The organism is Haladaptatus marinus (assembly GCF_051194195.1).
Genome location: NZ_JBLZNK010000007.1, coordinates 168,298 through 193,646, shown reverse-complemented (window position 1 = coordinate 193,646; position 25,349 = coordinate 168,298). Strand labels below are relative to the sequence as shown.

Below are 25,349 nucleotides of genomic sequence, written 5' to 3'. Positions count from 1 at the left end.
CGCATTCCCGGGTGAGGAGACGAAATTCAGATACCACAACACTCCGTCTCTTTGCTTTCTACGGAGATACCGCAGTCGTCGCCTCGCCATCTAACGATCCTACAGAGCATATAGAATAATTCTCATACTGTGACCACGGTTCTTTCTGGATTGTCTCCGCGTTCGTAGTCGGTGATAGTGACGACAAGGCTGACGCAGTGCAAGGAATACTTGCGCTGGTGCGTGGGCGTGGCCTCGAGCGCGCAGCGTCCCGTGGTTAGCGAAGTTCCGTGGGCCCTCAAAGCCGGGATTAGAGCAGCCCTTCGAACCTACGTGTTCGTACGGACATTGAACCTCGTCGGAGCACCACCCCACGGCCTCGTTGACTGCTTCGCCCTCAACCTGTTTCATCAGGTTCGGTAAGAGCCTTATCGATATTCTTAACGCCTTTCCAGAGCTTCTATTCGTCGTTCAAGGCTTTGGATCTTACGAATAAGCAATCCAACGCCCGGTACGAAGATTTCATTCGGCATTATCGTCATAATTTGGCCATTACGGTCTCTCAGTGAAATTATCCCTGATCTCCCGTCCCCACCAAGAGTGATGAGCCCGTTTTGTCCGTCGATAAACGCGCGGACATGTGCTGGATCTGCATTCCCATGTATTCCGCCATTGAGGTGAACGCGCTCCTCCCCGTTCTGATCACGAACGACGACATCTCCATCCACACCACCACCACCGAGCCAGAGATCAGCTGCATTCCCATTGAGGTATACCGTCGGCCCGGTCTGATTTCTCATCGTAAGCGCCCCCCCGTCGTTGAGGAACAGTTGACCTCGTTGGCCGTCGCCTCCCAGCGTAATGTTCCCATTTCGTCCGTCGACAAACGCGCGGACGTGCGCGGGATCAGTGTTACTTCCGTGGGCTGCATCGAGGTGAATCCGCTCTTCACCACTCTCGTCTCGCAGTACGATGTCGCCATCAAGTCCGCCTCCGCCAAGATCGAGATTTCCATGTCGGCCGAGCTCGACGAACTTCTCACCGGTCGGCCGCTTAATTCTGATGTTCTGTGCGTCTCCGTCGAGATGTATCGTCTCGTTGTTGGCTGCATTGGATAGGACGAGATCGCCGTCATGTCCGTTGCCACCGAGTCGAAGGTTGCCTCCCTCCGAATCGAACCGTCCCGTCTCCGTCCCGTCGCGGTCGTGCTTCAGTCGAAAATCACCGATTAGTTCGATTCCGTTTTCAGTTAAGAGGATGTCTGATTCGTCCATTTCCACTCAGGTATGTGTATAGTTACCAAACAACATAACCTGGTCGGATATTGAATATCCATCTAGCATCTCACTCATCTTCGAACCTTTGTGTCTTCCACGGGATGTCGATCATCGTACGTTCAGAGACGTCGTCTGTATTCACAGTCGACATTCGTCCCAGTGTCGGAGATTGGAACACGAACCCGAATCTGTAAGAGGTCGGTTCAACCGCCGTGCCCGGCAGGAGCAGTATCCCGGTTCCATCCCGATTCCGAATCACACTCAGATCAGCAACCGGCTCAAACGATTCGTCCGACAGGAATCGTCGCTGATGGGCAACTGACCCGTTCGGCGCGCGTATTCGTATCGCGATGTTGTCCATTGGAAGCCCAATGAGGTCCTCCACGAGTGCCCTCATACTGGACTCTGTCGGAGATCCTAAAGACCATAGCGCCTGGAAAACGCCCGTACTGACGTCCCCGCCGTGTTTTTCAATCAGAGTTCGGATCGAGATAGGATCGACCCGATGACGTCCTCCCAACTCGCGCTGTACCAATCCGGACTCCGTCGGGGCCGGTGACGATTCGTGTATCCGGACACGTGTCCCAGCCGGTAGTGGCCGCTCCTCTCCGAATTCGTAGTACGTCTCCCAGTCCGAATCCGATTCACGAGTGTCTCTGTGTTCAATGACGTATCCGGAGAGATCTACCCGCTCACGTAGAAGGAGCGTCACGTGCTCGTCGTCACCTCCGGACGCCTCGATGAGCTTTACGTCCTCCGGCAGATGCGAGTCGTATGACTCGACACCCCGAGTGACACGAGAGACAGCCAACTCCGTCTGTGTCCAGTTGATTGGTTCGGGACTCTGCAACAGGAACCCCACCGTCGAATCAGGACTGCCCTCCTCCCCCTCGGTATCGATCCGTGTAACCTGTACCTCTGGGGGATTCTGGTTGACAACGCCGTCGAATTGGTCGAGGAGTGCGTCGTACGCGAGGCGCTCTTCAGCCGTCGGCTGCACGCTGACTGGCTGCGCGGCGGCTAGTAGGTCGTCGATAGACCCACCACCCCTTGGGAAAACAGCTGCCGGCCACGTCTCGTCCTGATAGCTGTGGATGTGGTGGATGAAGTTAGCGAAGTGAGACGTTGTGAACGAGAACGTGTACACGCTCGGTGCCCCCTTTCGGTAGTCGTCGACCCGAACACTGTTCAGACGGACTCCAAGACTAGATCGCTGGTAGATTCCAACGGTACCTGCATCGATCCAGTCGGCCGAATCGTCTTCTTCGACCTGGTAGACCAACTCGTCGTCCACGTACACACCAAACGAACGGTCCAGCGCCTCAACGATGATATCGTACTCATGGCCTCGTTCGAACGTGAACGTATCGCTCGCCAGGACGGTCTCCTGTCCGCCGGCGACGCGGACGAGCCGTCGCTCGCCTGTTGCACTCAGCGTGACGCGGTAGTGATCTCCCTCTCTGTGCCTGAAGACGACGCCGATGGTTTCCTCGTCTGAATTGGTCTCTCCTGGAGCCGGGAAGCTCCCGAGTTTGAGGTTGACACGATAATCCGTCCACTGTGAGGGGGGGATACGATGATCGGCGGGGATGGTCGGATCACCAGTGAACACGAATGACGTGCCTGGTGACTGGGATGTGATACTACTCGTAGGACGAGCGATCCCGCGTGCTGCGATCCGCCAGTCCGAGATCACGTTGCCTTTTTCATCGGTCTCCAGATTCGGTTGTTCGTCAACCGTCACGCTTCCGCTGCTCTCGTCGATGGCCGTGATGAGATAGGTCTTCGAGGGACGCGCCGTGTCCCCTGTGAATCGAATCGTGTCAACGTTCGCTACTACCTCGGAAAGGTCCGGAGGGCCAGCATTGGATTCGTCGTTCGTCTCAAGTGTGAACTGCAGACCATCTGCTGAAACAGTGGCGTGCCTACCAGATATCACGTTGTGGTGGTCCACCTGCCAGTTCGTCTTGGCTGGTATCTCGCTCCCGCCCTCGGCGAATTCCGACCAGCCGCCGCGTCCCTCGGAGAAAGTCTCTTGCAGCAAGAGTGGAACCAGTCGGGCTTCGTATACGGTGTCAGGATCGAGGACGTGTCGGTCGTCAACCACGGCCAGCACGTCGTCATTGGGGATCCGTATCTCGTCGACATCGAGACAGCGACTGTTCTGTACCGTTGTCACCCATCGGCGGTCGGACCGATCCAGGAACAGTTCCCCGGTGTCCCGCCACAGGTCGTCGATAACCAGCAGTCGGCCCTCGGAATCACGGACGGGCCGGTTGTTGCTGTCGTACAGGTATAGCGAGAGGTCCCGGCGGCTCGCCCGGTACATCAGGTCGACGTAGGTCACGTTGGTCTCGCAGACGACCGGGTACGCACGGTACACGGGCCGCGGAAGCGAGGGGCGCTCCCCGGAGGAAGGGATCGTCTCCGGCGTCGTCCGGTCGACGTAGAGTGTGAGGTCGTCCAGTTCACTCTGGTATACGTCGTCTGTGGCACCCCCAGAGGTCGTCGTTCGCGTCCGAACCTCGTCCGGTAGGTGCGTCCCGATCGGTGTCGATAGGACACCGACCCCAGGTGGACCATCCGTGCGGAAGAACGCGTACTCGGAGAGGTCGATCGGATCGGGTTTCCAAGTGAATCCGTCCGCTTTCCTCCCCCGAGCGGTTACTCTCGTATCGATTTCCAATCTGTAGGTCGTGTACGGCTCGAAGATATCGTCCTCGTCGTACCACCGTTCGACCAGTGCCTGTCGATTATCGATGACTTTTCGTTCATCGTCGAACGTGCGAAGCCGCTCCTCCTCGTGCTCGCCGGTTTCTCCAGTCTCAGGTTGTCGGTAACGCGTTCGTACCGTTTCGCTCAGCGGGACGCTCGCACCGCATATCTCGCCGATGGCAAGCTGCCGGAAGACGTCTTTAACGAGTGGGTTCGGGATGAGGGTTCCCGGTCCCGTTGCCTCGATTTCTACCTGAGCTATGTCGGACGTCTCGCTCGTCAACACTACGACGATCTCTTCAGGGAGTGATGTCTCCCCGTCGGGCCACGCTTTTGTATACTCGTCTCCGTTCCGATCGGTCGCACTCGCTGTGAGCGTCTTGAGACTTTCTTCTGGACCGATCCCCACATCTGGCCGGACAACGACCTTCACCGATTTGTGCGGGGCTGGAAGGGTTATCGACAGGCGAATGGAGCCGTCGCCCTTCGATGTGGTATCCCTAAATCGTAGGAACGTTCGCTCATCCTGCGTGACCACGGTGAATGGTTCCTCGGGTCGATCCGTACTATCAGTTAACCTGAACACCGGCCACGCTGCCGATTTATGTTCGATACGTCGCGCCGGTTCATCGGACTCTGGAAGGACTATCCGACTGATCTCGAAATCAGCTTTTTTGACACCTCCCGGGTTGTAACAAGTCGGTAACGGAAGACAGGGGTAGTCCGGAAACATTCGATCAAGAGCGTCGTCGAGCATCCCACCTGATTGACGAGTGAAATCAAACGGGTTCTTCGACCAGAGCTGGAGCTTGGTATTTGCCATCGCCGGGTCGGCGTTCGTCACCGCTTCGGGCCCCTCCTGTTGAGGTAGCTTCGGAACCGGCCCCCACGAGCCATATAGGTCCTCTACGGGGACCCACTCTCCGGAACCCTCGGACTCCACCCACTTGCTCAGGCCAACAGCGGTCAGGTCATATCTGACCTCGGCGGGTCCCTCGTTCTTTCCAGGGTCGCCGATGAGTTCGTACTCGGGCGTTATCTCGGCGGCGCCAGTTTCTATTCCGGCCGTCTCGCGTGCGTGGACCGGCCGATTGAACAGTAATTGCGGTCGGGCATCGAGCGGAACAGCGGGGAGGTCCGCTCTGTCCGGTGGCGGTGCAGTCGGGTCGAGGGAATCCGGCCGTTCCTCCGTCAGGAACCCGTCGAGTCCCTCGTGACGATAGTCCGGAACCAGTAATGATGGGTACGTCCCACCGGAATCGGGGTTGTCGGCCTCGTCTCTGGGAAGTGGCCAGGTCGTCGTCACTTTCTGATGGCCGATAGCGACCTCCTTGAGCGGGTGTGGGAGCAGCGGTGGGTTCTTTCTCGGACCCCATTCAAGAGTGACCGTCGCTTTTAGCTTGGGGAGGGGCCAGGGAAGCTTCAGTTTCACCCTGACTTGGCCGAGGACGTGGAAGGGTTTGAAGACGTCAGCCTCGAGCGACGCGTCCAGTGAGAGTTTAAGTCCGACTCCGAACGCTTTCAAGCCGACGCTCCCATGAAGACACAGATCGCCGTGGACGTGGAGCGGTTGCAGACTGAGCAACACGTTCCACTCCATCCATGCCTCGAAGTCGACTTTGAGGGGACCGAATCGGTAGTGCTTGTCGTATCCCCGCCACGAGCCGAAGGCGAGCTGCTTGGCATCCAGCATGAAGTAAGAGTTCGCCTCGAACAGCGACAGAACCGTCGCACGGATACGTTGTTCACGGGGCTCTTTTTTCCCCAGGTGGAAGTACCACGCTGTTGGATCGTTGAAATCGAAGAACAGCTCTGCACCGCCGAAGATATCGATTAGCTCTCCACCGCCTGCGAACTTGTAGCCCCCCTCGACGCCGGCGAGGAACGTCCCTGCTCTGTTGTCGAGGACGATGAGAGCACGGAAGAGCGGTTCTTCGATCGGTTCACTCTCAGTCGGTTCGACGCCCTCCTCCGGAAGTTCGGGTAGCCCCGACAGCATGTCCATACCGCCCTCGAGGAGAATAATCGGGCCCGGGAGAACGACCCCGAGGAGAACGCGAGCGGATATCATTCGGCCGTTGTCAGGGATGGTTCCGAACGTCATTCCTGCCCCGACTGCGAACGATCCCCGCTTTGGTGCCCATTTGCTTGTCACGTCGGTCACACCCAAGTCTGGACGGTGGTACCAGCTGTTAGATTGGTCGAGACTGTACCACGCTTCTTCTTCTCCCTTGTCGGGTTCTAGATTGTGGCCGTAGAGTCCGGCGAAGCCGTAGATGGCGAGTCCCGTCGCGAACAGCGGGATGCCGGATGGGATGTCCGCACTGAGGTAGATCCCAAGGTATGTGGTGTCTCGTCCATCCTCCTTGATTTGCCCGAAGACAGCCTTCGCGTCAATAGTGACGTCAAGCGCGAGGAACTCGAGCTTCAGGTCACCCGTGAATCGGTTGTCGCCGTTCTCCTTGGTGTAGGCGACTGAACCCTTGAATCGGAGGGTGTTCGGAATCTCGAATTCGATACCGACGCCGTCGAACGAGAGGTCGACGTCTCCCTCGTCGTCCCACGTGATCCGGAGGCCCTCGACCGAGGCACCCATCGGCAGGCCCTCGACGAGTTTAATTCCGCCGTTGAGACCTATCCACTTCCGTCCGTCGTCGGTCTTGCCGAGTCCGAACTTCGTGATCTCGAACTGGAAGCCGAAGAAGTCGAGGCTGTACTGGTCGCGGAGGTCGATCCAGCCGCCGTCGAGGTGGACGTTGCCGTCGGAATCGATGGTGAGTTCTCGGACGGCGAAGCTGGGCCAGTCGATATCGCCGAACTTTGGGGTTAGTTCCCCACTAATTCGTGCGGCGAAACGGCGTCCATCAACCTTGAAGCCGATGGTGTCGACCCGGAGGGTGAATACATCATTAGTCAGTTCCTTTAACCCACCAACGGCGACAGTGAATGACCCATCGCTGGTTATTCCCAACTCTACATTTAGTGGTTGATCAAAAAAGGGGAGACGAATGGTGCCTTCGAGAGAGCCGCGAGTCGGGATGCTCTGTATGAATGCGAGGTCAATTTTTGTCAACTCGAATTCTATCTCTCCCAAATGCCCCATCGTCGATGTCGAAACCTCAACCTCGCCTGTGAAGCCCCCCGTCCCAATAAATGCATCAGAGATGGTGAAGGTACTATCTGTTAGATTAGCGAGTTCGTTCCCAAAGCGAATTGATCCTTCTTTGATATATATGCCGCGCCAGTCATTTCCGAGTGCCTCTCCCCCCGGTGGCAGGGATACATTAGCTGACAATCGAAAAAGAATATCGCGTACTTCGATGATTACACCGCTATCTGCGATCATTGCTGGTGGAAGTGCAATTTCTCCCTGTTCACCGCCCGGCCAAATCGGTTCAATATCTAAATCATCAGAAACACGCAAACCGGTTGTCAATTCGATCTCAACGAAGTGGTTTGGATCGTCGCTGACGACGAATGCCCCAGAGTCGTCTTGGATGACTGGCTTTAACCAGCTTCTTGGAAAGCGTAGACGAGCAGCATCGATAACAAGTATTGCTTCTATATCTTGGTCCGCTTTTTGGATATGGATTTCGATATCCCCACCTCCAATTACGAGTCCAAGCCCCCCCATGCCAGGTACCTCAACGACCAGTTCCTCTAGAGCTTTGAGATGCGCATTCACCAATAGCGAATCGACATCTCGAAGAACGTATCCATCAATGTAGGCGATCTGGTCTGTCACGGGCGATATAAGTTGTAATACTCCTTCTGGAACTTCTTCTTCCGGGAGAACATCAGAGAGTGGAGTAAATAGTTGTGGGTCAGTCATCTCGTTTCCTCTGCTGGGTAATTGCGTTCATAGTCCTGATGTAAATACTACCTCACCATTTCCACTGGTCTCTTGATAGTTTCGTACAGCGTTGAAATATGTTGTAAAATTACTGATGTGGGTAGATCCGTCTATATTTGCGTTACAGCGCATTTGCCAAGGGTTGTGTCGAACATCGTTAATAGAATGTCTCAGGGTACTCGCATCCACTATGCTACCAGCATTGTGCGCGGCTGAGACCCGTGGAGGGTCAAATCTCGTACCAAAATTGCAATAGGCGTACTTGAGGTGAGCAGTGCCCGCAAGAATGGAATTCCGGGAACTTAAAAGCCATTCAAACCACCCTCTTCTGTTGACTGGTAACGGGTCAACCCCAAATTCGTCCGGGACATTATTATAAAATCCGCGCAACCAGTTTATGCGACTTTGTCCCATCTGAATCAGTGTTTGTGTCAACCCTGGGGATGCTCGATAGGTCGGTGAATTATCAATCACCTGTCCCAACTGTGCCCAAGTGAGTTGGAACCCCTGAAGAATCGGATTGTTATTCTGGAATGGGTTATTTGGTACAATTAGTCCCGAACGACCAACGCCCAACAAATTAATTGCATTTTGGATTACTATGTTTCCTTGTGGGGTATTACCAAGTGGTGAATTTTGGAGTTGTTGGATCTCCTGTTGCCGAATGGGCTCAAGTCTCACTATTCGAGCTCTCCCATTAGACTCACCTCGTATTATTGCAGTGACAATTTCGACCGGGAACTGTAAACGAGAACAAATGGCATCAATATCCTCCCCATGATTATTCCAGATCTGCCCTATCCTATTGATGTCGGCCTGTGATGGCTCAGGACACGCGTTTGACCTCGCGTTCGGTTGAGCATTAACTCCACACGTCGCAACTGTTGTACCCCCAATAATCTGATTCACTCCCGGCCGAATTCGCGTCTCAAATTCGACGCTGTCGTCGTTCGTCAGTCGCCACTGGAGTGTTGATTCAGTGTTCGCTGGTTTGGCACCGTGCCATTCTCGAAGCGACTCGGAGATGGGGAACGGCATCGTATTTGCCGGGGGAGCGAGCCTAATCCTTGCTGGTACTTCCACATCTAGGTCGATGGAGAGTTCGTTCAATAATGGGTGATCAAAGGTGTGATCAGGTCGCATCGATGCGCGTGAGATAAATTCCACACGACGACGATTTGGATTCGCTAGATGTGCATCCCAGAGATAACGCCACAGATAGTACGAGGGGTTGAGTTCGTTTCCGGCATATTCTTTAGTCACGATTGTAACTCGACGCGGCGTCACAGGACCAAGTGGGAACGTACAGTCAGAGGGAAGTGGATCAAACGGTTGAGCAGTTGATGCAAATCCAATCAAGTCCCCTGCCTGCACCGAGACGGAAGATTGTGGTAATGGGGTTGGTAAGTCCACTGTAAATATAGAATCCAAAAGCTCTCCAAGAGCAGCTTCGAATTCAGGAGTTCCGGGTTCACCGACGGAGTCGAACCAATCCTTCAACCTCTGCCCCTGCCAATGTTCCCGCATCGTTGGGTGCCATTGGTTAGGAGCGGTGTTCAAGGCATTATTATATGCGCCGCGAAGGAGATTCTCAATTATCTCTCGTGTTCGAACACGATCGACGTTTTTGTATATTACAACCTTCGCGATGGGCTCGAATAGTCCCCGAATTCTGCCGAATTCGTTCTGATTCGCGGGAGTAAGGTGAAGCTCCAATTTGTATAGAGGAGCCTGAGGTTCCGGGCCGGGGATCTGGTCAAAATACAGCAATCCATCGAACATTGCATAGAGATTCCCATGATTTCCCTCGTCAGGAACCCAGAGTTCAATTCCCGATACGAACTGATTCGCATCAGGTAAGGAAACTGGCTGTCTATATGGTCGGCCAATACACACCTCTAACACGACAGGATTTGGAGATCCCGTGGGTACATGCCCAATTGGTAGCGCCAGGTCTCCCTCACTCATGAACGATCCCCCGTACCGTGGTAAATTCACATATGTTGCTACAATCTATCATGCTCTTGGATCTTGATCGTAAGCTCTTCCAGCTACTACATTCGATGGCTGTGAAACATTTCCAACCGGGTCAACCGCAACAACCCGATAAAAATACGTCGTAAAGGGCTGGAGTTCTTCGTCTGTCCAAACACCGTTTGATTGGACCAACGGTGGGACATTCGCTTCGACTTTTTTCATTAGCCTAATGTCACGAGAGTATGATTCCTGTTCAGTTCGAAAGATATCGAAATGCGTGACCGACTGGTCAACAGAGTTCCAACGAATCGTTATCATCCTTCCATCAGATTCACTCTCATTCGGATGACCAGCGACGATTTGCTCGATCACAGGAGCCTGCGGTGGTACTACATCCGGCATGTACACAGGCGGACTCGACAGGCTCAACGCGCTCACGTTCTGCGCGTCGTCCACGAACCCAACCCGGTAGAAGTACCGGTTCGTCGATCGGCCATCGAGTTCGTCGGTGTACGCCTGCAGGTCCGGATCGTCGGGATAGTCGTCCGGATCGTCGTCGGGTCCCGGCCGGTTCTCGTACGCCGGATTGTCTGCAGCGATCGGCTGAGTCGTCATCTGCGTGAACGCCGCCTCATTACCCGGCAATCCGGCGAGGATCCGGAGCGAATCGTTCGAAAGCTCCGTCCGGTAGTACGCGAGGGCGTCGTCCCTCCCGTTCGCACGCGAGAAGTCGTTCAGCCGATTCAGTTCCTTGGCAATCTCCTCGCGACGCTGTCGCTGCGTCGGATCGTCAGGATCGTTGAACCCCGGCGGGAACAGGTCTAAATCGCTCGGGTCGAGTACCTGGGACGTCTCGCGTCGCTCCCAGTCGATGCGGAACAGCGTCTTGTCCATGGCGCGGAAGACGTGCGTCGTGAGGCTCCCAGACGGCCGAACCCACCGGAACGTGTAGCGTGACTTGCTGTGGTAGTCAGCACGGGTCGCGTAGACGCGATCCGAGTCGAACGTCGGGAGCGTCGGCCGGTCCGGTGCCTCGCGCCAGACGCGATACACGGTCACTGGGGGGCCGATCGGACCGTTGTTGTTGTTCTCGTCGAAGGCACTCACGCCGATGGTGCCATACACCATCGGCTCGTCCAGGCTCGGCTCCAGCGAGCCGTCGTTGAGCCCCGGTGCTGGGACGACGACTTCGTACGTCCGAATCGTGATGCCGTCGTCGGTCTCCTCCATGTAGTACCGTGCTTGCCCCACTGACGGCTCGTACTGAACCGTCTGGAAGGCCAGGGTCTGCCAGTGATCGAGCTGACTGAAATCGGCGAATCGGGGGTGCTCGATCGCGTAGCTCGCCGAGACGGAATCTCGTAGCCTGGTCGTTTCACTTGACGCATCATACTGTTCGCGGATCCCGCTCGGCAACTGATATTTTTCTGCGAGCGTCAGCTTGTTCGGTTTTTCAAACTGTGTGATGGTGTAGCTTCGGGCGTCGTTCGCCGTCCGGAACGAACGCCCCTCGAGCAGAGACGGGTCGCGCCAGTTCCACTCCGTCTTACTTCCAATCACCTCATTGGAGTCGTGCTTGACCACCACCGTCCCTTGGCTGTAGACGGGAGGAACAGATATCACACAGGGAGCGTCCCCGCGTGGCATGACCTCGTCACCTTTCGGATCGATGTGTCGAACCTCGACCCAGAGTTCGTTTGGATCACCGCTGTCGACGATGGTGAATGCGTCCATCCCGACGTGGAGTGATGTCCCGATAAACGCGCTCTCGGGTGCACCCGTTTCGATCGTTGTCTTGACGCGGCTGTACCCCCCGCGAGATCCGTCATCCACATCAGTCGTTCTTCCGGGGAGTGTGTTCGGTCGTCCCGGATGGTAGTGGAGATAGAAGCCACCGGTGTCGGGCGCTAGTTGCGTCGGCCAGCGCCATCGCACTCGCAAGCCGATGCGATCAGCATGTTCGGACTTGGTTTGCCAGTCGTCGAACGACGGGAGCGGGTTACCTCTCTCTTGACGGCGCCACGTTTCGTAGTAGTCCCGTCGAACGAGTGGATCAGTTGGATCGAGGATGGTCGCCTCGACTCCGAACGGTGCCGGCGGTGGGACACGGTTCCGCAGTTCGATCGCAAACTCGTGTTCTCGCTGGTCGCAGGGATTCTCCTTGTCCGTTCCGGGAGCGCACCAGACGGCCGGCCCTCCCAACTCGCTGTGACGGCCGAACAGGTCGAGACTGCTAACCCGATAGCTGTACCAGCCGTCAGCCAGTCCGCTGTCGATAGTATCCAGTCCGAACGGCGGCCACTCCGGCGGTCGGTCCGGCGTGATGCCCTCGCTGAGTTCTGCCCGTAGAATCGGTTCTGCGTCCTCGAGGAGATCGTCACTCTCGTTCGCTCTCGTGACGAGTTTATACTCGGACTCATCGGGGGGCGATCCTGTCGGCGGCTCACGACCTCCACCCTCCCCTACCGGATAGTCGTAACGCCAGAGGTGGAACAGTGCTGGCGGAGGATTCCCCTCGTCATCCTCGTCGCCGTATTCCTCCCAAATGAGGCCAGCGTTGTTCCTGGCGTCTCTTACCTCTCCATCGAACGTCGGAGTCATCATCCCGGGAAGGGAAAAGACAGTTGCGTCGTTCGGAATGGACAGCGGCCATGGCTGATCGTGTTGGTCGTACACATCAAACGCGTCTGCGCGATCCCCTTGAGCCGCTGTAAGGATCTGCTCCATTCTCCGTGTCGGAACCGCAGTGTACCAGTCCTCTTCTGAGATTTTTTTCCGGTCGACTATCTCATCGTGGTCAGCGACCACACGATAATCGTATCGCTGACCATTGACGATCGTCTGGTCGACCCAATAGAGTCCGAGTATTTGTGCAATCGCTGGGTCGAGCCCACCCATCAATATCGTATCGAGCGCATACTGGAAGGACGAGTGAGGAGATTGGCCGACACCGTCATCCTCGGGTGACTGTGCGGAACTGACAATTATGTACCGTTGTCTATCAACGTCGATCAACTCCCCACTGGCATCTGGCATTCCTCCGAATGAAGAAGACAATCGGAGCGATTCGTGATCCACAACTTCCGTGATTTCATACGTCTCCCGGTCGAATATAGTATACCTCGCTTTACGAGAAGAGATTCGCTCTCCGACGTACGGTCGGTTCAATATGAGTTCCGTATTGCTCCGGACGCTTTCGACGATGTAAATCGCCTGTTGGTCACGGATTCGAACTGGCGAACCCACGAGCGTCTCGTCCCATTTGGTCCCCCGACCTTCGAGGATGTTACTCCCGACCGTGACGGTTCCGGAATCGTCCGAGTCGACAGCGAACTGGACGACGAGCCCCTCGAATTCGGACACCCACTTCGTATTTCGACCAGATGCCGTCGTCTCTCCCTGTTTAACACTGATTCTCCCGTCAGCGTATACTGGTGTTGGGAGGACGCGAGCCGCCATTCCACCGGCCCTCTCTCCGCCGTCCACGAGGTGTGCGAGATAGTCGTACAGGTGTCCGAAGGTATCCTCGCTAATTTCGTATGACGCGGTTGAGACAGAGGCACCTCCGTAGGGTCGGCTCAGGACGAGTCTGTTACTTGAGAGAACCTGAACGATCGTATAGGTGGATGAATCCAAACTAGAATCATTTAAACGGAAGACTGCTCCGGTGAGCTCTGCTCCCCAGTCGGTGCTATCACCTATGATAATGGCCGAGCCCTCGGTGGCAGTCACCGTACTAGTTGCCGAGAGCACCCTTGAGTCGATCAGTCGCTCTGGAGGCCCGTATAGAACCCTCTTATCAGCGATTTCACGTGCATCGTCGATGTCTTCCTCTCCTTTTCGACATGGGTAGTCCGGATGCTGGATAGGCAAACAGAGCGGAGCAGGCGCATCAGGGACGAGTTGCCACCCCTCCGCTTGGCGCTCTGGTTCAATTGTTGGACGTCGGAAGAGATAGAATCCGTATTGGGGGAATCCACGCTCTGGTTCGAATCCCCATCGAAGGTGAATCCCTTCTGCCAGCCGGGGGAACCTCTCGTTGGCCTGTACGTCTCCGTTCACCCCGAGTACGGCTGAACTCAGTATCTCTCGATTTTGGTACATGTATTACTTTCTTACGACAGACAGTGACGAATACTGTTCACCAACTGAGTTATATAATGGTTTTTGATGTACATAGCCTTTTCTAGCTAATCAGCTGCTATGTCGACCGGAGTGCGACAGAAATGCTGACATTTACTCGAAGTACAGGACAACAACACTGGTCAAGGATGGACAGTTCTGGCTGTGATTTGTGAGTGTAGCCCACACAAATGGCGGCGAATGTGCCAATATACATATGTTTAATTTATGAAATCATCCATTTCCTCCCCCTAGTTGAACTGTACCTGATATAGCCGTTCTTTACGTTCGTCACTAGTCACACCATTCGCATTGCCACTAATGATTTTAACAATATTCCCCTGTTGATTGTGGATTACACCCAAATCGGGATCGTCAGGAATATCCACACGGACGAGATCTCCGACGCTGAAACGGTCAAATTCGAATTCGCCTCACCTGAGATGGTAACCGTCGATTTTCCTGATACTAGACTTGAGGACTATGAAACCCCCGCAAGCGTTGAGTTTATACGCAGGTTTTCGACCGCTATTTCTCACTCAGTGATACCGTGTCTGGTATCCGGAAAGTGGTGACCAGACCGTCGTCCTCACGCTTACCGACAATTGACCCAGACGCCCCCGTCTATATTACCGATTCAACAGAGGTCATGCTTCACGAACCAGAGCAAGCCCGAAATTGGGGGGATATACACTCTTCATTCAATATGGAGTGTATCATTACCGCCTAAAATCATAAACGGAAATACACAAATTCGAGACGCTTGCCAAACTCTCTTAGTTCTGCTTAGTGCAACATGAGGTAGTAGAGCCGAACTCATCCAAGTCACCACCGAGAACCACGAGAACCCCGCAGCCCACCAATACGTGGTCTCCATCGTTCATTTGGGCCGATGTACCTGATCGTGCGCCGCTCGAAGCGGCGTTTAGCAAGGATGACAGCGTTGCTGCTTTCCAGCTGATTGGCGAGTTCGAAACAGACTGTTTGTATCAACTCGAATGGGAGGACCACATTGAACATCTCGTTCACATCCCTGTCGAACACGAAGGGTCGGTGTTGCGTGCAATCGCTCGAAACGAGCGCTGGGAGCTTCGCCTCTTATTTGCTGAACGGGAATTGGCCGCTTGTACGACTGAGTACTGTCTGGACCACGACATCAACTTAAGTGGGCCGAAGGAAATAGTTATGTATCCGATGAATTCTGCTAACCGTATCCGGAAACTGTCACAGAGTAGAAGATCTGTTCTTGCCACGGTCGGGGCGGGTATAGCTGGTTTTTCCGGGTGTACTGAGCAATTAGGGACGGTTGACTCTGGGCAATCCCAGCAGTCCACTCCGGAGGCTACTGGAGAGTTTTCCGATGATACACGAGCTGCTGTTCAAAAGACCGGGAAAGAACTGAGAGAGTCCGTCGTGAAGATCATCGGGAAAACCTCCAGCAGAGGTAGTCAAGGGGGGACTGGTTGGTGTGTTGATGGGGAGTATATCATCACAAATGGGCACGTTGTTGAGGGGTCTCGGACGTTGGAGTGCTGGACACTTGGTGGGGAGTCGTTTACTGTGGAGATAATCGATGAGTCGCTTCAGCCAGACGTTGCTGTTCTTCGACCGACTGAGATGGACTCTGTGCCGATTCCGAGCGTTACGATGGGTGACGAGGGGTCGCTTGAGAAAAATCAGCCTTTGCTTCAAGTCGGTCATCCCTATGCGATTGGGAATTGGGTGATTAGCCTTGGTAGATACGTGAAGACCGATCGCAGGAGTATGTTGACGACAGTGCCGGCTATGAGTGGATCTAGCGGGAGTCCACTTACAACAACGGATGGTGCTGTTGTCGGGTTGACGACCGGGGCAACCCCGGTGGAACAGAATGGTAGAGTGGTTGGAGAGGCTCCAAAACCGGTTGAACCACAGGTTTACGAAGTATTTCACGATCAAACTTATTCAACGCATGTTCCGGCAACAGAGGTCCGGTCGAAAATTCAGAGCTGGACGTCTTAAGAAGAAAGGGCACTGGTGAATCGCCGTACGGCGGTTGATTTGGTCATGTTGCGGTACGCTTGATGTTATGAACCACACATTTCACGACGAGTTCACGAAATTCTCGTGTACCAGGTTCGCGCACGCACGGCGCCCATGTTCAGAAAAGCTGTGTACACCCGCTTAGTACAAAATGGAGCAGCGGGTGGTTCTTTGGGGGGCTCAATCCCCTCTCACCGTATGTTTTAATATTCTGGAAGTCATACTATCTACTCAGTAAAGAACTATGAGTAGTAAGAGTGAAAATGGCGACCACGTCGTCCGTATCAGCCGCAAAGGCCAGGCGACGATCCCCAAGTCGCTCCGTGAGAAGTACGGCATCGAAATCCCAGGCCGTGTGCGCTTCCGCGAAGAAGACGGCGAACTCGTCGTCGAACCAGTGCCAACACCCAATGAACGCTTCGGGTCACTGGGCGAAGACTACGAGCGTGGCGAGGTCATTACGCACCATCGAGAGGAGCAGGCAGCTGAGCGCCAGGCAGAGGACACCGCCGACCAGCGTGACTACAAGCGCTACGTCGCTACCGACGACCGAGACGAGACCACCGACGAATGAGCTATCGCTACGTTCTTGATACGGAACCCCTCCTTGCATACTATTATGGTGAACCCGGTGGAGAGACTGTTCGCGACCTCCTGACGGATGTCTACATGGGTGAAGAGGCCGTAGCGGTCAGTGAAATCACGGCGACAGAACTGATGTATAAAATAGCCCGCTTTGAAACTGGTTCCCCATCGGGAACGCCAACAGAAGAGACACCGGCGACCGGCCGACAGGCCGTGCGTGACTTGGTGGACGGCGGTGTCACACTGTGTGCACCCTCCGAGTCGTGGCCACTGGCAGCTGAAGTGAAAGGAGCAGGGGGTATCGCGCTCGGCGACGCATATGCCGTGGCGCTTGCGGTTGCCGAAGATGCAACTCTTCTGGTCGGTGCTGATGAGGATTTCACGGAGCTCGTCGTAGACGTATCAGTCGAACGGATCCGGACAGATCCAGCGTGACACGTGGGATACGAACAGACGGAAAGCGGTTTGCGTATCTCCGTACTACGATGAGGTATGGCGGCTGCGTGGGCACAGTGGGACCACATTACGAAGGTTGACCCGGATAAAGCACTCCACGATGAGGATACTTACGCTGGCATTGCTGACACAGGAACAGATGCAATCATTCTCGGTGGCACCACGAACATTACAGAGTCAAAGGTCCAGTCAATTCTCGATGTACTCTCCTCTACGGCGATCCCGATATTCATCGAGCCGACCTATCGCCCGTCGTCGTCTTCTCAGACCGAGGCACTCGTTGGCTATTTGCTTCCAATCGTCCTGAATGCCGACGAATTCCCGGATGAGTGGCTCTAAGTCCGACGCAGTGTCTGTCTTTTCTCTCGTCCGTACTCCTGATGGATATCCTGGGATGGCGACTCCTTGTTACAGACAGTGGCTGTGTCTCCATTAAAATCATAAGTAGCAGTGAATCCGGCAGGTGCGTATTTTGAAAATGTCCAAAGACCGCTGCCACCAACAAGCAACAACTCCCAGTACGACCGTCCGATTCTAGATACCGCCTCAACAGCTACCTTCTTCGAAGGCGAGTCTTGGGTATGAGTGTCATTGTTGAATTCACTATTGAGAAGGAGAACTTAGCGTTAGGCCAGGCATTATCCGGGGCTGGCAATACCCGTATCGAACTCGAAGAAATCGTCCCCAGTGAAAACAACGTCATGCCTTTTTTCTGGATCGTCAATCCAGATAGAGAGGGATTAGAAGTGAGCGTCGCCGAAAGTGAATACGTCAAAAATCTCGTCCGGCTCGACACCCTTGGTGACCAGTCGCTCTACAAAGTCGAGTGGACGGGTGAATACGAAGACCTCCTCGCCGGCATCGTCAAAACGGAAGGGACGATTCTTGAAGCGACAGGGGACGACGCGTGGCATTTCATTCTCCGATTCATTGATCACGATCATGTCGGCCAGTTCTACAACTTTTGCACCGACCACGAGATCCCGCTTCACATCGAGCGTGTGTACACCTTGACCGAGGAGGGATTGCGAGGACGGATGTTCGGATTGACGAACGAACAGCGTGAAGCAATCGTTCTCGCACTCAAGCGCGGCTATTTCACGATTCCACGAGAAGTGCAAATGCAAGCGTTGGCTGATGAACTCGACATTACCCAGCAAGCGTTTTCTGAACGCCTCTGGCGCGGTCTCGAGAAAGTGCTTGTAAATCTCTTTGAATGACTCGTCCTCTAATTCCCGAGGGGTAATAAACATCTTGTGCACACAGACGATTTTCCTTTTTCCCCCTGTCTCTACGGCTGATGTGCAATGAACGAACAGAAGCGAGAGACAATGTTCGAAGTATTAGCGAATGAGCATCGGCGGCACTTATTGGTTGCGTTGCGAACAGAGAATCCGCAACGGGCCGAGGGAATCGTGCCCCAAAATATGCCTGTTGGTGACGAGAAAACGAAAGACTTGCAGGCTGCGTTCTATCACAACCACCTTCCGCGGCTGGATGCTGCAGGGTTCATCACTTGGAATCGAGATACCAACGAGATTGTTCGAGGACCGGACTTCGACACGATTCTCCCTCTGTTAGCGGTGATTGAGAATTGCCACGACGAACTCGCTGACTGCTAATTTTCAGCACTGTTGTCGCTGGTTAGACGGTCTATTTCTCGCTATGCCAGCCCTCACGTCACATGCTCTCTTCAGCAGACGTCTATCGGCTGCCGATTTGAATTGAACCCGACGTGAATTCGTTCCATCTCCTGCTCCGGTTCGTGCAGAGGGTATGCATCGACCACAGAACTCTATTGGTTATTCTGACGTGAATTCACCAAGTCCCGATTGTTCGCGTTCCTCTGGCTCAATGACCGACGGATCGTCATGACTGGGGTTGTTAACTCGTGTCGAGATCTCGTAGGCAGCCAAATCATCACGAGAATACGGTTGACACAACGCTTCGCGTTCGTCTGGTCCGGCCGAAAGCCACCGATCTTCATCCTCACTACCGAGTACAACCGGCATCCGATTATGGATCGGCTTCATCACGTCGTTAGGTTCGGTCGTCAGAATCGTCACACAGGGAATCGCCTGCCCATCTCCTTCCCACACTTCCCAGAGACCAGCCATCGCGAACGCTGGAGAGTCCTCACGATACACACGATACGGCTGTTTCGGGCCACCGTTCTGTTGCTGCCATTCGTAAAATCCGGATGAAAGGACCAAGCACGGCCGTGATTTCCACGCATTCTGGAAGACGCGTTTCTCGTCAGCCGTTTCGGAGCGAGCGTTGATGATTCCCTCTTCGGGTTCGTCCGCCCAGAACGGTATCAATCCCCAGTGGTACTGGTCGATCTCGTTAGGTGTCTCATTCGTAATGACCTCTAAGGGTTCGCCGGGAGCGATATTGTATCGTGGTGTGTACCCACCATCAGTGACGACCCGTGCGTCGAAGCGGTCCTCGAGGTCTTGTTGCTGGATGAAGAGCGCAGTTCGCCCACACATAGAATATGTACGGTCCACAGGCGCATCAACGTATGGTGACCGGGAAGGATCGAAGGCAAATGGTTTGCATGTGACGGAGCTACCGTAAGCTATGGCGGCTGCGTGGGCACAGTGGGAGCACGTTACGAAGGTTGACCCAGACAAACCACTCCATGATGGGGATTCCTACGTAGACATTGCGGACATCGGTACGGATGCAATCATTATCGGTGGCACCACGAACGTCACAGAAGCCCGTGTTCAGCCGATTCTTGATGCGCTTTCTTCTACCGAGATCCCCATATTCGTCGAACCAACCTACCGCCCAACGCTGTTCCATAACGAGGCACTTTCGGGCTATTTGCTACCGATTGTCCTGAATGCCAATGACCCACTGTGGATCACAGGAGCACACCACGAATGGGTTCGTTCATCTGATCTTGAGTGGAAAGCAGTCCATCCAGAAGCCTATATTGTCCTGAATCCAGCGTCGTCAGTTGCGACGTACACGCAGGCAGACTGCGACCTCGATGTCGATGACGTCGTCGCCTATGCTGAACTCGCCGAACAGATCCTCGGCCAGGACATTGTCTACCTCGAGTATTCTGGCACCCTCGGTAATCCAGCAGTTGTCGCTGCCACACGGAATGCACTCTCATCAGCGCAGCTCTTCTATGGGGGCGGGATTCACGACTACGACTCGGCCTATGAAATGGCGAATGTCGCTGATACAGTCATTGTTGGCGATGTGCTCCATGAGGCTGGCATCGAGACGGTTGAGGAAACTGTTCGCGGAGCAAGGGATGCAAAGCACGAGTCATAAACCGATGCTCTCGAATCGAAGTGGTGATTGTATCGATCGGGAGTGTGTGCCTACAAGCAATCGGCCGCAAGTTAGTATGTACTACTAACCAATATCGCCCACCGATTTAACGACGTTCAGACACTATGTATTGTTATGAGCGAGAATGCCGCAATCGTAGCCCGGATCATCGAGCATAACACTGGCGGGCAGAACCGTGCGACAATCGATCGCGACCACATTGGTGTGATTGCAACTCAGCACGGTCGCTTTGACGGCGATATTGATGATTCGATAGCCGAGGCCCTTGCAGAGGGATACATCGGAGAGCAGGACGGTGAGTACGTCGCGACAGAGAAAGTCTGGGATCTCGTTCCCGGTACTACTCGCTAACTAGTTGTTCGGTCTGACTGCGCTTTGAGTTCTTCCCCTCTCCCACTCTTTCTTCAACCTCTTTGTTAGTATACGATGCTAACAAAGGCATCTGAAATTCTAAAAACCCGCTTCAATTCACTTAGTAACGTACGTAAAACTTATCTAATGGTGGGTAATAACGTATTCTAGAAACAACGCCTGCACTGAAACGCGAGTGATTCCCCTATGACACCACCACCAACCGCTGACACAGATGGCCACGAATCGCACAGTCGACGGGCGTTTCTCGCAACAACCGCCAGTCTCGGCCTTGCATCACTGTCCGGGTGTGTGTATGGCAGTGGAATTGGTGCGGTAGATACTGGATCGAACAGCACCAATAGCACGAATTCAACTGGCGGTATGCCGTCAGGACTCGATCCGACAAAGTATACTGACCAGTTCAAGCACCGAGTCAACATCACAAAGAAAGGCGCAGACAACACTGGAAAGCAAGAGGTCGATGATGTTCTCGACCGTGTGATCGACGACGATACACTCGTCTACTTCCCACCCGGTCGGTACAAGCTCAATACGAACCATCGCCACGTTGGACTCCGTAACCTCGGAATTATCGGACAAAATGCCGTCCTCACGCACGGACGTGTAGACGCGATCGAGGGATTCGATGTTACCGAGGGGGAGTATCACGGCCCTGCTCAGCATTTCAAAATCGGAGTGCCTGATACACCGCACAAGGGACGCTTCGTGTTCGGTGGGTTCACTGCTGATTGGCGTGGGAAGAACGAAGGGATGCAGATTCTGAACCATCATACGGCCGGGAAATCGGTGATCCAGAACATTCGGCAAGTCGGTATGCACTCGCTCGGCTGTCAGGGACCATTCCGACTGAACCCCGCGACTGAGAATGCGTTCATTCGGGCCCGGAATATCGACATCCGGCATGGTGGTCTTACCTACCAAAAGACAATCAATACGCGAGATACCTACGACGGGGGGCCGTATGCTGGTCGTTCGTGGGCGACATCGGGGATTACGATGCATCCACGCACGCAGGGGAAGCTCCGCTTAGAACGGGTTATCTGTGGCGGGTGGCCTGACAACGGGATCTACGTAATCGGTGGACATCCGGGTACAGGAGACGGCACTGTCGAAGTGATAAACTGTATTGCGGGCAACTCACAGGCCTCGAACATCCGCATTGGCGGGACAAACTCGAAGATCATCGGGTGCAAGGTCATCATCGATCAGTCGTTCGGAAACAAGTTCTACTACGAGCAGCGTCCCATCCGGATCGATGATGGTTCCTGTACGGTCAAGAATACCCAAATCATCCAGAAGAAGCCGACCGGATGGAGCCTCACTGTCCTTCATGGGGTGCAGAAAGCGTTGATCGAGAACGTCTCGATAGCAATTCACGATACACCGACGAAAGCGCTCGTGGTTGACGATGCAGCAAACAATGTCACAGTTCGGAATCTGCAGGTTCAAACACCTGGTTGGCAGGCGACAGAGAACGTGCTCTTTCGCGGGTCGGGTGACGTAATGGAGAATATCACTGTAGATGGGAAGCCGGTTTGATCCTCGAGATCAGATTTTTCTGATATCGCGGAGGACACCCCAGACACAGATAAGCGAAATAAGAAACGCCGCTGGTTTTGCCCAGCCTTCGGGAAGGTACATCGAGAGATAGTACCAGAATCCGATGAAAGAGAGTCCGAACGCGATGAACGGGGCTCCAAACGCGAATAGAATTGCAGATGCTCCTCTCCCGAGGGTGCCCATTGTTACGCCCTCCAGTTTGCGATGGCGGCGGTACCAAGGACGATGATGAATGATCCAATCCCCTTGATACCAAAGGCATAGCAAACGAGGAGCGCCAGGAGAATTGCTCCCCAGAAGCGCACTTTTCGACTGTGCTTGATCGCATCGATGAGTGTCGTTTTGAGTGCGTTCATGAGTTTGTGTCTTCGCCGTCCTCTGTGTTTTCGCGTGGGTCAGTAAGGAGGTGGTACAGTGCGGATTTGGCATGGATGTTTTCGATGTAGCCCGCTGCTTCCAGCACTTCTAATCGCTGGTGGATGTATTGCCGTGTGTAGCCTGTTTCGTCGACCAGATAGGATTGCGTTCGATCGCCTTCGTGAAACAGGTCGAGGATTTGCTTGTCAACATCCTTTAGTCGAACCATCGGCTGCAATTCGTAGCGTATCATACGTAAGTGTTGTCTGTCATTGACCTATTGTAGTTTACGGACAGTCAAGTATGAAAAGACACTACTGTCCGTAAACTATTTATTTCTATTTCTAGTTGAGTAGGATGGAATATGGTTCCCTCAAGAAACCACGAGCAGAGCGACAGGAACGGGTCGGAAACAGGATCAAATAATTCCGTTTCACAGACAATTGCAGAAGCAGTAGATGCTGGTATAGAGTTGGTAGACACAGTGGCCGTGCGTGCTGGTCGAGCAATCGGCGTCACGGACGAGACGGTTGCAAAAGCGATCCCCAAGGCATACAGTGTCGCGCTTACGTCGGGCCTCGTTATCGGTCGTGCCGCCGCCCAATCGAGTGGGAGCGTGAAGGTCTGTGATCAATCCAAGTTCATCGGACAGGCACTCCCGTTCTTTCTCACCGCTGGCGGGACGTTCCTCGTCGGTGCCTACGCGCTGAGCCAACTCATCGGTGGAGGTGGACAAGCACTCTCGATGTCGAGTGGCAAGCAAGGCACGTTCAAAAGCATGCAGATGGACGGGCACAAGGGCTTCATTAGCGCCCTTGTCGGCCTCTCGTTGCTCGGCATCATGATGGGCTGGATGGCTTTCCCGGTCGATACCAGCTGTCTGCCCGGTGTCTAAGGAGGAATGCATGCACGCCAACACCCGACGAGTGTTGGTTGTCAGTCTTACCGCGGCCCTTCTGGTGCCACTGCTGATTTCGCCGGCGATCGCCGCCACTTCCCACTCGTCACACTCGATGTATCAAGCCACCTCGCCCAACGGATCTGCGACCAATAATTCGACGACAACGACGCCAGCCAATGGCTCGCATGCGCCGGGCAGTGGCTCGTCCGGAAATGGTGGCTTCGGTGGGTTCATGCCTGATATCCCGGGGCCGAAAGAGACCGCGAAGATCGCGATTAATTTCCTCGCTGGGACGTGGCTTGTTGAGCAAATCACGACGGCAATCGAGGAATTCATCAACGCCTTTACCGGCTTTATCGTCGGGACGCCATTCCCGACAAATGATGGCTATCTCGGTATCCTCGGGTACCCCGTCGAGAACCAGAATCCCAATTGGAACGATATCTTCTGGCAGCTCTACGTTCCATTCGTCGGCTCGACCTCGATGGTCCTGCTGGTGTTGAATCACTGGTTTTCCGCGATCAAGGTCACCGCACCCGGTATGGGACGGGATCTTGATGGAGGTAATTTACTGATTAAGACGACGGCTGGCGGGATGTTTATCGGCCTCTGGTGGCAGATCGGAACAGCAATCGCCCGGCTGAACAATGCCTTTGCAACTACACTCGCCCCGAGTGGGGCAGAGATGGCCACGACGCTGAATGGATTGGCCAAGCTCGCCTCTGGGGGAATACTCACCATCATCTTGACCCAAGGGGCGAGTCTCTCCGAGATATTTGCCTTGGCGATTATGTTCGGTACGCGCCACGCACTACTCATCCTCTATCAGGTGTGCATGCCCATTCTGGTGATCATGGCGCTCACGGCACCAGCTGAGTGGATACGTGGGTTCTTCGCTCGATTAGCGTGGCACTACCTCACGCTGCTCATCCTCGTCTTTCCGGCGGCATTCCTTCTCCGCCTTGGGTTGATTATCGACTTCGATTTCGGATTTGGAGTCCTCGGCGACATGCTCGTCGGAATGGGCTTTCTCGGTGGCGCTGTCCTGTCGATCGCGATCCTCGGTTGGACGTCGATCGCAACGCGACGCTATGCGGGAAAGATGAGCAAAGCGGCCGGGAACAGTCGTCCTACGAAGGATGGTATGGAGAAGTCCTATGAGCGTGCCAAAGAGCGCAAAGAATCTGCCACCAATTGGCTTCACAGTCGACGCCAAAATCTTCGAGCCATTCGGTCGGATGGCGGTACAGACGGTTCCTCGCCTTCGCCTGAACCTAAGAAATCACCCATCACACGGCAGGAATCGAAGCCGGAGATGGCGCCCTCACGTCCGAACGAAAGCATGCGTAAGCGTCGGAACGAAGGCGGATGGCGGTTGTCCGGAAAGAAGGGCTATACCGATGACTGACAGCCAGTATCGACTTTCAACCACGGAGGACGGGTTCTGTCCTCCCACTCGCAGTCAAGCAGTGTCGTTCTTGAGCGGCACTGTGCTGCGGTGATCCCCTACACCCAGATCACACATGTCAAATTCACCCGGAGCAGAAGTTCTCGATCAAATGGCTAGCGGACGGGACGTCTTCGGTCGGTGGGACATGAACGAACTCGTTCGTGCCATCTACCCGGCACTCGGGATCTTGGTATTGACACCATTCCTCCCGAAGCGACTCCAAATCGCGGGCATCCTCCTGACGCTCGTCGCGTTAGCGGGTGCAGGAGTTGTGCTCGCTGTTGAACCGGCGTACCTCACAGCAGGTGAGTTCGTCGCTCAACGGACGAAATGGCTCACTCGGCAGTCGGTGAAGCTCCATTCCCGTCAGAACCGCCGCTAACCCACAGTATCACCCGCAAACCA

Annotated in this window: 20 protein-coding genes and 4 pseudogenes; 13 read left to right on the top strand and 11 right to left on the bottom strand. The window is 54.5% G+C overall.

Annotated features, from left to right (window positions below; translation table 11 throughout):
- Positions 1-122: 122 nt before the first annotated feature.
- Positions 123-252, bottom strand: a pseudogene (locus tag ACN2TU_RS22975) (IS5/IS1182 family transposase); the annotation flags it as partial.
- Here ACN2TU_RS22975 and ACN2TU_RS22970 point away from each other — a divergent pair.
- Positions 251-402, top strand: a pseudogene (locus ACN2TU_RS22970) (IS1595 family transposase); the annotation flags it as partial. The pseudogenes ACN2TU_RS22975 and ACN2TU_RS22970 sit on opposite strands and share 2 nt — an antisense overlap.
- Positions 403-419: 17 nt before the next feature.
- Here ACN2TU_RS22970 and ACN2TU_RS22965 read toward each other — a convergent pair.
- The 5 genes and pseudogenes from ACN2TU_RS22965 to ACN2TU_RS27030 all read right to left on the bottom strand — a co-directional run.
- Positions 420-1,253 (bottom strand): hypothetical protein, encoded by an 834-nt coding sequence (locus tag ACN2TU_RS22965; protein ID WP_435158765.1) that lies wholly within the window; start codon positions 1,251-1,253, stop codon positions 420-422.
- A 70-nt stretch (positions 1,254-1,323) separates the two neighbouring features.
- Entirely contained in the window at positions 1,324-6,942 is a 5,619-nt protein-coding gene (locus ACN2TU_RS22960) for a DUF6603 domain-containing protein (RefSeq protein ID WP_435158764.1), read from the bottom strand.
- Between the two features lie 888 nt (positions 6,943-7,830).
- Positions 7,831-9,792 (bottom strand): hypothetical protein, encoded by a 1,962-nt coding sequence (locus tag ACN2TU_RS22955; RefSeq protein WP_435158761.1) that lies wholly within the window; start codon positions 9,790-9,792, stop codon positions 7,831-7,833.
- A gap of 48 nt (positions 9,793-9,840) precedes the next feature.
- Positions 9,841-13,905: a hypothetical protein gene (locus tag ACN2TU_RS22950; protein ID WP_435158759.1), complete on the bottom strand. Its 4,065-nt coding sequence runs from the start codon at positions 13,903-13,905 to the stop codon at positions 9,841-9,843.
- Positions 13,906-14,174: 269 nt separating this feature from the next.
- Positions 14,175-14,330, bottom strand: a pseudogene (locus ACN2TU_RS27030) (DUF8139 family protein); the annotation flags it as partial.
- Between the two features lie 382 nt (positions 14,331-14,712).
- Here ACN2TU_RS27030 and ACN2TU_RS22945 point away from each other — a divergent pair.
- Positions 14,713-15,924, top strand: a complete 1,212-nt coding sequence (locus tag ACN2TU_RS22945; protein ID WP_435158756.1) for a trypsin-like peptidase domain-containing protein — start codon at positions 14,713-14,715, stop codon at positions 15,922-15,924.
- A 43-nt stretch (positions 15,925-15,967) separates the two neighbouring features.
- Here the strand turns inward: ACN2TU_RS22945 and ACN2TU_RS22940 are convergent.
- Positions 15,968-16,055: pseudogene (locus tag ACN2TU_RS22940) on the bottom strand (IS5/IS1182 family transposase); the annotation flags it as partial.
- 134 nt (positions 16,056-16,189) lie between these two features.
- Here ACN2TU_RS22940 and ACN2TU_RS22935 point away from each other — a divergent pair.
- The 5 genes from ACN2TU_RS22935 to ACN2TU_RS22915 all read left to right on the top strand — a co-directional run bounded on the left by ACN2TU_RS22935 (position 16,190) and on the right by ACN2TU_RS22915 (position 18,608).
- Positions 16,190-16,519: an AbrB/MazE/SpoVT family DNA-binding domain-containing protein gene (locus ACN2TU_RS22935; protein ID WP_435158754.1), complete on the top strand. Its 330-nt coding sequence runs from the start codon at positions 16,190-16,192 to the stop codon at positions 16,517-16,519.
- Positions 16,516-16,965, top strand: coding sequence for a type II toxin-antitoxin system VapC family toxin (locus ACN2TU_RS22930; RefSeq protein ID WP_435158751.1), 450 nt, complete (start codon positions 16,516-16,518; stop codon positions 16,963-16,965). The genes ACN2TU_RS22935 and ACN2TU_RS22930 overlap by 4 nt, the downstream gene beginning before the upstream one ends.
- 57 nt (positions 16,966-17,022) lie before the next feature.
- Positions 17,023-17,325, top strand: a complete 303-nt coding sequence (locus tag ACN2TU_RS22925; RefSeq protein WP_435158749.1) for a geranylgeranylglyceryl/heptaprenylglyceryl phosphate synthase — start codon at positions 17,023-17,025, stop codon at positions 17,323-17,325.
- A 242-nt stretch (positions 17,326-17,567) separates the two neighbouring features.
- Complete coding sequence (locus tag ACN2TU_RS22920) at positions 17,568-18,206, top strand: helix-turn-helix domain-containing protein (RefSeq protein WP_435158747.1); 639 nt, start codon at positions 17,568-17,570, stop codon at positions 18,204-18,206.
- A gap of 87 nt (positions 18,207-18,293) precedes the next feature.
- Positions 18,294-18,608, top strand: a complete 315-nt coding sequence (locus ACN2TU_RS22915; RefSeq protein ID WP_435158745.1) for a DUF7344 domain-containing protein — start codon at positions 18,294-18,296, stop codon at positions 18,606-18,608.
- 180 nt (positions 18,609-18,788) lie between these two features.
- Here the strand turns inward: ACN2TU_RS22915 and ACN2TU_RS22910 are convergent, their stop codons facing one another.
- Positions 18,789-19,478, bottom strand: a complete 690-nt coding sequence (locus ACN2TU_RS22910) for an SOS response-associated peptidase (RefSeq protein WP_435158742.1) — start codon at positions 19,476-19,478, stop codon at positions 18,789-18,791.
- 91 nt (positions 19,479-19,569) lie between these two features.
- On the opposite strand from ACN2TU_RS22910, the gene ACN2TU_RS22905 reads away from it, so the two are divergent.
- The 3 genes from ACN2TU_RS22905 to ACN2TU_RS22895 all read left to right on the top strand — a co-directional run bounded on the left by ACN2TU_RS22905 (position 19,570) and on the right by ACN2TU_RS22895 (position 22,215).
- Positions 19,570-20,280, top strand: a complete 711-nt coding sequence (locus ACN2TU_RS22905) for a phosphoglycerol geranylgeranyltransferase (RefSeq protein WP_435158740.1) — start codon at positions 19,570-19,572, stop codon at positions 20,278-20,280.
- A gap of 135 nt (positions 20,281-20,415) precedes the next feature.
- Positions 20,416-20,652 (top strand): hypothetical protein, encoded by a 237-nt coding sequence (locus ACN2TU_RS22900; RefSeq protein ID WP_435158737.1) that lies wholly within the window; start codon positions 20,416-20,418, stop codon positions 20,650-20,652.
- A 207-nt stretch (positions 20,653-20,859) separates the two neighbouring features.
- On the top strand, positions 20,860-22,215 hold the full coding sequence (locus ACN2TU_RS22895) for a hypothetical protein (protein ID WP_435158734.1): 1,356 nt from the start codon (positions 20,860-20,862) through the stop codon (positions 22,213-22,215).
- A gap of 9 nt (positions 22,216-22,224) precedes the next feature.
- Here ACN2TU_RS22895 and ACN2TU_RS22890 read toward each other — a convergent pair whose 3' ends face one another.
- Genes ACN2TU_RS22890 through ACN2TU_RS22880 form a run of 3 tightly spaced genes read right to left on the bottom strand, consistent with a single transcriptional unit; the run spans position 22,225 to position 22,822 of the window.
- Positions 22,225-22,419: a hypothetical protein gene (locus tag ACN2TU_RS22890; RefSeq protein ID WP_435158731.1), complete on the bottom strand. Its 195-nt coding sequence runs from the start codon at positions 22,417-22,419 to the stop codon at positions 22,225-22,227.
- Between the two features lie 2 nt (positions 22,420-22,421).
- Positions 22,422-22,592, bottom strand: coding sequence for a hypothetical protein (locus ACN2TU_RS22885; protein ID WP_435158729.1), 171 nt, complete (start codon positions 22,590-22,592; stop codon positions 22,422-22,424).
- A complete protein-coding gene (locus ACN2TU_RS22880; protein WP_435158726.1) occupies positions 22,589-22,822 on the bottom strand; it encodes a winged helix-turn-helix domain-containing protein in 234 nt (77 codons plus the stop codon). The genes ACN2TU_RS22885 and ACN2TU_RS22880 overlap by 4 nt, the downstream gene beginning before the upstream one ends.
- Positions 22,823-23,065: 243 nt before the next feature.
- Between ACN2TU_RS22880 and ACN2TU_RS22875 the strand changes: the two genes are divergently transcribed.
- The 3 genes from ACN2TU_RS22875 (at position 23,066) to ACN2TU_RS22865 (ending at position 25,326) form a co-directional block, all read left to right on the top strand.
- The gene (locus ACN2TU_RS22875; protein WP_435158724.1) at positions 23,066-23,488 is read left to right on the top strand and encodes a hypothetical protein; all 423 of its coding nucleotides are present in this window, start codon (positions 23,066-23,068) and stop codon (positions 23,486-23,488) included.
- Between the two features lie 10 nt (positions 23,489-23,498).
- Positions 23,499-24,902 carry a TrbL/VirB6 family protein gene (locus tag ACN2TU_RS22870; protein WP_435158722.1) on the top strand — a complete coding sequence of 468 codons (1,404 nt, stop codon included), beginning with the start codon at positions 23,499-23,501 and terminating at the stop codon, positions 24,900-24,902.
- Positions 24,903-25,053: 151 nt separating this feature from the next.
- Complete coding sequence (locus ACN2TU_RS22865) at positions 25,054-25,326, top strand: PrgI-related protein (RefSeq protein ID WP_435158719.1); 273 nt, start codon at positions 25,054-25,056, stop codon at positions 25,324-25,326.
- The last annotated feature ends 23 nt before the right edge of the window (positions 25,327-25,349 follow it).

Excerpts from the sequence above, each read along its gene's own strand:
- ACN2TU_RS22965 (WP_435158765.1), bottom strand. The coding sequence starts at position 1,253 with ATGGACGAATCAGACATCCTCTTAACTGAAAACGGAATCGAACTAATC.
- ACN2TU_RS22955 (WP_435158761.1), bottom strand. The coding sequence starts at position 9,792 with ATGAGTGAGGGAGACCTGGCGCTACCAATTGGGCATGTACCCACGGGA.
- ACN2TU_RS22950 (WP_435158759.1), bottom strand. The coding sequence starts at position 13,905 with ATGTACCAAAATCGAGAGATACTGAGTTCAGCCGTACTCGGGGTGAAC.
- ACN2TU_RS22935 (WP_435158754.1), top strand. The coding sequence starts at position 16,190 with ATGAGTAGTAAGAGTGAAAATGGCGACCACGTCGTCCGTATCAGCCGC.
- ACN2TU_RS22930 (WP_435158751.1), top strand. The coding sequence starts at position 16,516 with ATGAGCTATCGCTACGTTCTTGATACGGAACCCCTCCTTGCATACTAT.
- ACN2TU_RS22925 (WP_435158749.1), top strand. The coding sequence starts at position 17,023 with ATGGCGGCTGCGTGGGCACAGTGGGACCACATTACGAAGGTTGACCCG.
- ACN2TU_RS22920 (WP_435158747.1), top strand. The coding sequence starts at position 17,568 with ATGAGTGTCATTGTTGAATTCACTATTGAGAAGGAGAACTTAGCGTTA.
- ACN2TU_RS22915 (WP_435158745.1), top strand. The coding sequence starts at position 18,294 with ATGAACGAACAGAAGCGAGAGACAATGTTCGAAGTATTAGCGAATGAG.
- ACN2TU_RS22910 (WP_435158742.1), bottom strand. The coding sequence starts at position 19,478 with ATGTGTGGGCGAACTGCGCTCTTCATCCAGCAACAAGACCTCGAGGAC.
- ACN2TU_RS22905 (WP_435158740.1), top strand. The coding sequence starts at position 19,570 with ATGGCGGCTGCGTGGGCACAGTGGGAGCACGTTACGAAGGTTGACCCA.
- ACN2TU_RS22900 (WP_435158737.1), top strand. The coding sequence starts at position 20,416 with ATGAGCGAGAATGCCGCAATCGTAGCCCGGATCATCGAGCATAACACT.
- ACN2TU_RS22895 (WP_435158734.1), top strand. The coding sequence starts at position 20,860 with ATGACACCACCACCAACCGCTGACACAGATGGCCACGAATCGCACAGT.
- ACN2TU_RS22890 (WP_435158731.1), bottom strand. The coding sequence starts at position 22,419 with ATGGGCACCCTCGGGAGAGGAGCATCTGCAATTCTATTCGCGTTTGGA.
- ACN2TU_RS22885 (WP_435158729.1), bottom strand. The coding sequence starts at position 22,592 with ATGAACGCACTCAAAACGACACTCATCGATGCGATCAAGCACAGTCGA.
- ACN2TU_RS22880 (WP_435158726.1), bottom strand. The coding sequence starts at position 22,822 with ATGGTTCGACTAAAGGATGTTGACAAGCAAATCCTCGACCTGTTTCAC.
- ACN2TU_RS22870 (WP_435158722.1), top strand. The coding sequence starts at position 23,499 with ATGCACGCCAACACCCGACGAGTGTTGGTTGTCAGTCTTACCGCGGCC.
- ACN2TU_RS22865 (WP_435158719.1), top strand. The coding sequence starts at position 25,054 with ATGGCTAGCGGACGGGACGTCTTCGGTCGGTGGGACATGAACGAACTC.